This window comes from Mycobacterium sp. E3247, assembly GCF_001667785.1.
Lineage (GTDB): Bacteria > Actinomycetota > Actinomycetes > Mycobacteriales > Mycobacteriaceae > Mycobacterium.
In genome coordinates, this window is the sequence record NZ_LZJG01000246.1 from 1 (window position 1) to 7,923 (window position 7,923).

A 7,923-nucleotide genomic window follows, 5' to 3' on the forward strand; every position below is an offset into this window, starting at 1 on the left:
GCCGGCCGGCGGCACGTGCGGCACCGGTGAGCCGTCCGGCAGGGCCGCGCCGGGCTCGGCCAGGAACTGGTTCACCGACGCGGCCACGTTGCGGGATTCGGTGGGCGCGCCCTGGTTGTGACTGAAGGCCTGCGCGGCGGCCATGAGGAGCTGAGTCGCCTGCGCCGGATTGCCGGCCGCCTGCTGAATGATCGGGCTCAGCTGCGAGAGCGCCGGCAGGCCCGGAAGTTCTTGAGTCGAGTTCGGTTGCGGCGCCGCCGGATCGGCTGCCGCGCTCGGGCAGAGCCCGAACGCGGCAGCCGATGCCGTGACGACAGCGGCCAAACCTTTGGACAGATTCCAAGTGGTTGCCACGGTGTGTCCTCCGGTCGTTAGGTGGTGGCGTTGGCTGTCTGGCGAACTGATCAGGGCAGGGCGGCGAGCAACGGCGCGACCGGGTTGGCCCCGGTTGCCGGTGCGGCCGGTGCGGCCGGCGCGGCGGGAGCCCCGGCCAGTGCCGGCAGGTCCTGCGGCAGGGTCATCTGCGCAGGCATGTTGACCGGCAGGTTGGGCAGGAACGCCGGCATATCGACCTTGGCCTGCGGGATCTGCGGGGCCGGCGGTGTGGCGGGGGCGGTCGGCGTCGACAGCCCCGGGATGGCCGGCAGTCCGGGAATGGGGGACGTGGCCGGGGCGGCGGGTGCCGCGGGTGCCTGCTGCGTCAGACCCGGAATCAGGCCCTGCAGCCCCTGCGTCGTTGCAGGCGCGGACGGGGTCGCCGCCTGCGGCAACCCGGGAATCGAGGGCACGCCGGCCGACGTCGCCGGTGACGTCGCGGCGGCGGACGGAACGCCCGGGAAGGTGATACCCGGAGCGGCGGGTGCGGCCGGCGGGGTCGCACCCAGGGCGGTGGCGAGGTTCTGCAGGATCTGCGGCGCGTTGGCCGCCGAACTGATCAGCTGCTGCGGAATGTTCGGAATGGGCGGGGCCGGCACCGGGTCGGCGTGGGCGATACCGCCCGTGAGTAGGGCTGCGGACGAACCGACGACGACGGCCGCTGCACGCATGTAAGTCCAGATGGTTGGCATGACTCTCCCTGGTTGTGGAAAACGGGTCCGCCGCCGAAGTTACGTTGATACTGATGGGACTCAAGTGACACGTGTGGCATTTATTTGATCGTTATTGATACGAGTGACGGCGGTGACCGACGGGCCGCGACCAGGCCTGCCGATACCGCGCGGGCCCCGGCCGTCGCTAAAGTCGGGCGGATAGACACCACCTCGGCCCCCCCGGCGGTCCCCCCGCGCCGGCGGATCGCGGGTCTGCTGCGGGCGGCGGCGCCCGCGCTGCTGGCCGCCAGCGTCGCCGCGCGGCTCGCCTGGACCTATCTGACGCCCCACGGCGCGAACTTCGTCGACCTGCACGTCTACCTCGGCGGGGCCGCCGCGATCAACCATCCCGGCACGCTGTACAGCTACGTCTACGCCGACCAGACGCCGGACTTCCCGCTGCCGTTCACCTACCCGCCCTTCGCGGCGGTCGTCTTCTATCCGCTGAGCCTGCTGCCGTTCGGCGTGGTCGCCTTCGCGTGGCAGATCGCGACGATGGCCGCCCTGTACGCGGCGATCCGGATCAGCCAGCGGTTGATGGGCGTTGCGACCGGCGACGATGGCCACCGCACGGCCATGGTGTGGACCGCGGTCGCGATCTGGATCGAGCCGCTGCGCAGCACCTTCGACTACGGACAGGTCAACGTGCTGCTGATGGTCGCGGTGCTGGGGGCGGCGCTGACCGCGCGCTGGTGGCTGTCGGGGCTACTGGTCGGCGTGGCGGCCGGGATCAAGCTGACGCCCGCGATCGCCGGGGTCTATCTGGTCGGCGTGCGGCGCTGGGCCGCGGCGGCCTTCTCCTTCGTGGTATTCCTCGGCACCGTCGGCGTGTCCGTCCTGGTTGTCGGCGATCAGACCCGCTACTACTTCACGAAGCTGCTGGGCGACGCGCACCGCGTGGGGCCCATCGCCACGTCGATCAATCAATCCTGGCGCGGCGGCATTTCCCGGATCCTGGGCTACGACGCCGGCTTCGGGCCGCCGGTCCTGGCCGCCATCGCGGTCACGGCGGTCCTGGCCGTCCTGGCGTGGCGGGCGCTGGAGCCCTCGGATCGGCTGGGCAGGCTGCTGGTGGTCGAGCTGTTCGGGCTGCTGCTGTCCCCGATCTCCTGGAGCCATCACTGGGTGTGGGTGGTGCCGCTGATGATCTGGGCGATTCACGGGCCGCCGCGCGAGCGCCCCGGCGCCCGGATCGTGGGCGGGGGCTGGCTTGCGCTCACCATCGTCGGCGTGCCGTGGCTGCTGCTCTTCGCCCAGCCGACCATCTGGCAGGTCAGCCGGCCGTGGTATCTGGCCTGGGCCGGCCTGGCCTACATCCTGGCGGCCGTGGCCACCCTCGTCTGGATCGCCGCCACCGGCCGGCGCGCCGGATTGAAGGGCTAGCCGCCGACGATCTCGTCGATGTCGCGCGCCATGGCCACGTCCTTGTCGGTGATACCGCCCTCGGAGTGCGTGACCAGAGCGAAAGTGACCGTCCGCCAACGAATGTCGATGTCCGGGTGGTGGTCCTTGCTTTCCGCGTGCTCGGCCACCCGGCGCACCGCATCGATGCCGGCGAGGAAACTCGGAAACTTGATCGAGCGGCGCAACGCGCCCTCGACACGCTCCCATTCGTTGAGATCGGGCAGTGCGGCGTCCACCTGCTCGTCCGTTAACACAGCCATGCCCCGACCGTATACCGTCTGGCCATGCCGACCCAGATCGTCGTCGCCGGCGCGATCATCCGCCGCGCCGCGGTCCTGGTGGCGCAGCGCGTCCGCCCGCCGGAGTTGGCAGGCCGCTGGGAGCTGCCCGGCGGCAAGGTGGCGCCCGGTGAGACCGAGCGGGGCGCGCTGGCGCGCGAACTCGGCGAGGAGCTGGGCCTGACGGCCGGCGACGTCGCGGTGGGCGACCGGCTGGGTGAGGACATCGCGCTGGACGGCATGACGCTGCGCGCCTACCGCGTGCGGCTGATCGGTGGTGAACCGCACGCCCGCGACCACCGGGCGGTGCGCTGGGTGACGGCCGCCGAGCTGCCCGGTGTCGACTGGGTGCCCGCCGACCGCGCCTGGGTCCCTGACCTGGTGCGGACGCTGTCCACGGCCGCCTCATAACAAGTCCACAGCCTTCCGGCAGCTGACATTCAGCGACGCAGAAGGTCGCCAAGGTGAACTTGAGATATAACGCAAACGTGAACTTGTAGTAAACGACTTGACCTGGAAGTGCGGTAGCGATCCATCGTCCCGCGGTCGCGGTGGAGGCGCCGGGCGCCTCCAGGCCCACAAAACCTCATGCTGACAAGACGATTGTTCGTTGACAGGCCGCGCGCGGCGGAGGTGCGAGACCCGTCTGCCGCGCCCGGTGCCGGCTTGCGGACGCGCGCCGCCGATACCGATGACGGGCCACTCGACACGGTCCACCGTCACGCAGCTGCGGTCGAAGCAACGGCCCGCGCACGACTCGAGGCACCACGGACGAGAAGGGGTACCTGTTGACTGTCACACCACACGTTGGTGGAGCGCTCGAGGAGTTACTGGAGCGCAGCGGGAGGTTCTTCACGCCCGGCGAGTTCTCGGCGGACCTGCGCACGGTGACGCGGCGGGGCGGCCGGGAGGCCGATGTCTTCTACCGCGACAGGTGGAGCCACGACAAGGTGGTGCGGTCGACCCACGGGGTCAACTGCACCGGCTCCTGCTCCTGGAAGATCTACGTCAAGGACGGGATCATCACCTGGGAGACCCAGCAGACCGACTATCCGTCGGTGGGCCCGGACCGCCCGGAATACGAGCCGCGCGGGTGTCCCCGCGGGGCGTCGTTCTCCTGGTACAGCTACTCGCCCACCCGGGTGCGCTACCCGTACGCCCGCGGCGTGCTGGTCGAGATGTATCGGGAAGCCAAGGCGCGCTTGGGTGATCCGGTGCTGGCCTGGGCCGACATTCAGGCCGACCCCGAGCGCCGCCGTCGCTATCAGCGGGCCCGCGGCAAGGGCGGCCTGGTCCGGGTGACCTGGGCCGAGGCCACCGAGCTGATCGCCGCCGCCCACGTGCACACCATCAAGGAATACGGCCCGGACCGGGTCGCCGGGTTCTCCCCGATCCCGGCCATGTCGATGGTGTCCTACGCCGCCGGCTCGCGGTTCTTCGAGCTGATCGGCGCCCCCATGACGTCGTTCTACGACTGGTACGCCGACCTGCCGGTGGCCTCACCGCAGGTGTTCGGCGACCAGACCGACGTCCCCGAATCGGGGGACTGGTGGGACGCGGCGTATCTGATGATGTGGGGCTCCAACGTGCCGATCACCCGGACCCCCGACGCGCACTGGATGGCCGAGGCGCGCTACCGCGGCACGAAGGTGGTGACCGTCAGCCCGGACTACGCCGACAACACCAAGTTCGCCGACGAGTGGATGCCGTGCGCGGCCGGCACCGACGGGGCGCTGGCCATGGCGATGGGCCACGTCATCCTCTCCGAATGCTATGTGCGCAAGGAGGTTCCGTTCTTCGCCGACTTCGCGCGCCGCTATACCGACCTGCCGTTCCTGATCAAGCTCGAAGAGCGCGGCGACATGCTGGTGCCGGGCAAGAATCTGACCGCGGCGGACCTGGGGGAGGCGGTCGAGAACGCGGCGCTCAAGCCGGCGTTGTTCGACGAGGCTAGCAATTCCGTTGCCGTCCCGCACGGGTCCCTGGGGTTCCGCTACGGCGAGGACGGCGTCGGGAAGTGGAATCTCGACCTCGGCGGCCTGATGCCGGCGCTGAGCGTGCGAGACCCGCACGGCGCCAACGGCGACGGCGCCACCGCGCTTGTGCACCTGGCGAGCTTCGACACGGTCAACGGCGAGGGCGCCACCATCGCCCGCGGCGTGCCGGTGCGCCGGGTCGGCAAGCACCTGGTCTGCACCGTGTTCGACCTGATGCTCGCCCAGTACGGGGTGGCACGCCCGGGGCTGCCCGGTGACTGGCCCACGGGCTACGACGACGCGACCCAGCAGAACACGCCGGCGTGGCAGGAGGCGATCACGGGTGTGTCGGCCGCGCAGGCCATTCGCGTCGCCCGCGAATTCGCCCGCAGCGCCGAGGAATCCGGCGGCCGGTCGATGATCATCATGGGCAGCGGGATCTGCCAGTGGTTCCACGGCGACGCGATCTACCGGGCGGTGCTCGCGCTGTTGATGCTGACCGGCTCGATGGGGCGCAACGGCGGGGGCTGGGCCCACTACGTCGGCCAGGAAAAGGTGCGCCCGCTCACCGGGTTTCAGACGATGGCGATGGCCACGGACTGGGTGCGCCCGCCGCGACAGGTGCCGGGTGCCTCCTACTGGTACGCGCACACCGACCAGTGGCGCTACGACGGCTACGGGGCCGACAAGCTGGCCAGCCCCCTGGGCCGTGGCCGGTTCGCGGGCAAGCACACCATGGACCTGCTGGCCTCGGCGACGGCGATGGGCTGGAGCCCGTTCTATCCGCAGTTCGACCGGTCCAGCCTGGACGTCGCCGACGAGGCCCGCGCCGCCGGGCGCGACGTCGCCGACTACGTCGCCGAGCAGCTCCGCGACCGCAAACTCAAGCTCTCCGTCACCGACCCCGACAATCCGGTCAACTGGCCGCGGGTGCTGACGGTGTGGCGGGCCAACCTGATCGGATCGTCGGGCAAGGGCGGCGAGTACTTCCTGCGCCACCTGCTCGGCACCGATTCCAACGTCCAGGCCGAGCCGCCGGCCGACGGGATACCCCCCGCCGACGTGGTGTGCCAGGGCGACATCCCCGAGGGCAAGCTCGACCTGATGATGTCGATCGACTTCCGGATGACCTCCACGACCCTGGTGTCGGACATCGTGCTGCCGGCGGCGACCTGGTACGAGAAGGCCGACATCTCCAGCACCGACATGCACCCGTACGTGCACGCGTTCAGCGCCGCGACCGATCCGCCGTGGGAAACCCGTTCGGATTTCGAGGCTTTCGGTGCGATCGCGCGTGCCTTCAGCGGTTTGGCCAAGCGGCACCTGGGCACGCGCAGCGACGTGGTCCTCACCGCGCTGCAGCACGACACGCCGGACGCGATGGCCTATCCGGACGGCACGGAAGAGGACTGGTTGCACACTGGCGCGACACCGGTGCCCGGGCGGACGATGCCCAAACTCACGGTGGTGGAACGCGATTACGGCGCCATCTATGACAAGTGGCAGACCCTGGGCCCGCTGGTCGACACGTTCGGGGTGACCACCAAGGGCATCACGGTGCATCCGTTCCGGGAGGTCGAGGAGCTGGCGGCCAAGTTCGGCGTGATGAATTCCGGTGCGGCGGCCGGGCGTCCGGCCATCACCACCGCCGCGCGGATGGCCGACGTGCTGCTGCTGTTGTCCGGAACCACCAACGGCCGGCTCGCCGTCGAGGGCTTCCGCGAGCTGGAGAAGCGGACGGGCCAGCGGCTGGCCCACCTCGCCGAGGGCAGTGAAGAGCGGCGCATCAGCTATGCCGACACCCAGGCGCGTCCGGTCCCGGTGATCACCAGCCCCGAGTGGTCGGGCAGCGAAACCGGCGGGCGCCGCTACGCGCCGTTCACCATCAACATCGAGAACCTCAAGCCGTTCCACACGCTCACCGGGCGGATGCATTTCTACCTGGCCCACGACTGGGTCGAGGAGCTCGGCGAGCACCTGCCGGTGTTCCGCCCGCCGCTGGACATGACGCGGCTGTTCGGCCAGCCGGAGCTCGGCCCCACCCCGGACGGTAACGGCGGAATCGGTCTGACGGTCCGGTATTTGACGCCGCACTCGAAGTGGTCGTTCCACTCCACCTACCAGGACAACCTCTACATGCTGTCGCTGTCCCGGGGCGGCCCGACGATGTGGATGAGCCCCGGCGACGCGGCCAAACTCCAAGTCCGTGACAACGATTGGGTCGAGGCGGTCAACGCCAACGGCATCTACGTGTGCCGGGCCATCGTCAGCCACCGCATGCCCGACGGGGTGGTGTACGTCTACCACGTGCAGGAGCGCACGGTCGACACCCCCCGCACCGAGACCAACAACAAGCGCGGCGGCAACCACAACGCGCTGACCCGCGTCCGCATCAAGCCCAGCCACCTCGCCGGGGGCTACGGCCAGCACGCGTTCGCCTTCAACTACATGGGACCGACCGGCAACCAGCGCGACGAGGTCACCGTGGTGCGCCGTCGCAGCCAGGAGGTGACGTACTGACATGAAGGTAATGGCGCAGCTGGCGATGGTGATGAACCTCGACAAGTGCATCGGCTGCCACACCTGCTCGGTCACCTGCAAGCAGGCGTGGACCAACCGGTCCGGCACCGAGTACGTGTGGTTCAACAACGTCGAAACCCGGCCCGGGCAAGGCTATCCGCGCACCTACGAGGACCAGGAGCGGTGGCGCGGCGGTTGGATACGCGACAAGAAGGGGCGGCTGCGGCTGCGCGACGGCGGCCGCATCCACAAGTTGTTGCGCATCTTCGCCAACCCCCGGCTGCCGATCATCGACGACTACTACGAGCCGTGGACCTACGACTACGAGAACCTGACCACCGCCCCCGCGGGCGACACGTTCCCCACCGCCGCGCCCAAGAGCCTGCTGTCCGGCGAGCCCATGAAGATCTCCTGGGGACCGAACTGGGACGACAACCTGGCCGGCTCACCGGAGATTCTGTCCGGCGACCCGATCCTGAAGAAGGTCAACGAGGACGTCAAACTCGCGCTCGAAGAGACCTTCATGTTCTACCTGCCCCGCATCTGCGAGCACTGCCTCAACCCCTCGTGCGTGGCGTCGTGCCCGTCGGGCGCGATGTACAAGCGCAGCGAGGACGGCATCGTGCTGGTCGACCAGGACCGCTGCCGCGGCTGGCG

Annotated in this window: 6 protein-coding genes and 1 pseudogene; 4 read left to right on the top strand and 3 right to left on the bottom strand. The window is 69.7% G+C overall.

The features are described 5' to 3' along the window. Both A9X04_RS13150 and A9X04_RS13155 read right to left on the bottom strand, forming a co-directional pair. Positions 1-405, bottom strand: a pseudogene (locus A9X04_RS13150) (hypothetical protein); the annotation flags it as partial. After that, a complete protein-coding gene (locus A9X04_RS13155) occupies positions 405-1,067 on the bottom strand; it encodes a hypothetical protein (RefSeq protein WP_067920971.1) in 663 nt (220 codons plus the stop codon). The pseudogene A9X04_RS13150 and the gene A9X04_RS13155, both read right to left, overlap by 1 nt. Before the next feature lie 180 nt (positions 1,068-1,247). Between A9X04_RS13155 and A9X04_RS13160 the strand changes: the two genes are divergently transcribed. Next, positions 1,248-2,471, top strand: coding sequence for a mannosyltransferase (locus tag A9X04_RS13160; RefSeq protein ID WP_067920979.1), 1,224 nt, complete (start codon positions 1,248-1,250; stop codon positions 2,469-2,471). On the opposite strand, the gene A9X04_RS13165 is transcribed toward A9X04_RS13160, so the two are convergent. Next, positions 2,468-2,752 (bottom strand): 4a-hydroxytetrahydrobiopterin dehydratase, encoded by a 285-nt coding sequence (locus tag A9X04_RS13165; RefSeq protein ID WP_067920973.1) that lies wholly within the window; start codon positions 2,750-2,752, stop codon positions 2,468-2,470. The genes A9X04_RS13160 and A9X04_RS13165 overlap by 4 nt on opposite strands. 24 nt (positions 2,753-2,776) lie before the next feature. Between A9X04_RS13165 and A9X04_RS13170 the strand changes: the two genes are divergently transcribed. The 3 genes from A9X04_RS13170 to A9X04_RS13180 all read left to right on the top strand — a co-directional run. Beyond that, positions 2,777-3,181, top strand: a complete 405-nt coding sequence (locus tag A9X04_RS13170) for a (deoxy)nucleoside triphosphate pyrophosphohydrolase (RefSeq protein WP_067920975.1) — start codon at positions 2,777-2,779, stop codon at positions 3,179-3,181. 377 nt (positions 3,182-3,558) lie between these two features. Then, positions 3,559-7,266 carry a nitrate reductase subunit alpha gene (locus tag A9X04_RS13175; protein ID WP_067920976.1) on the top strand — a complete coding sequence of 1,236 codons (3,708 nt, stop codon included), beginning with the start codon at positions 3,559-3,561 and terminating at the stop codon, positions 7,264-7,266. A gap of 1 nt (position 7,267) precedes the next feature. Then, positions 7,268-7,923: 4Fe-4S dicluster domain-containing protein (locus A9X04_RS13180; protein WP_369828956.1), on the top strand; the 656-nt coding region annotated here is incomplete at its 3' end.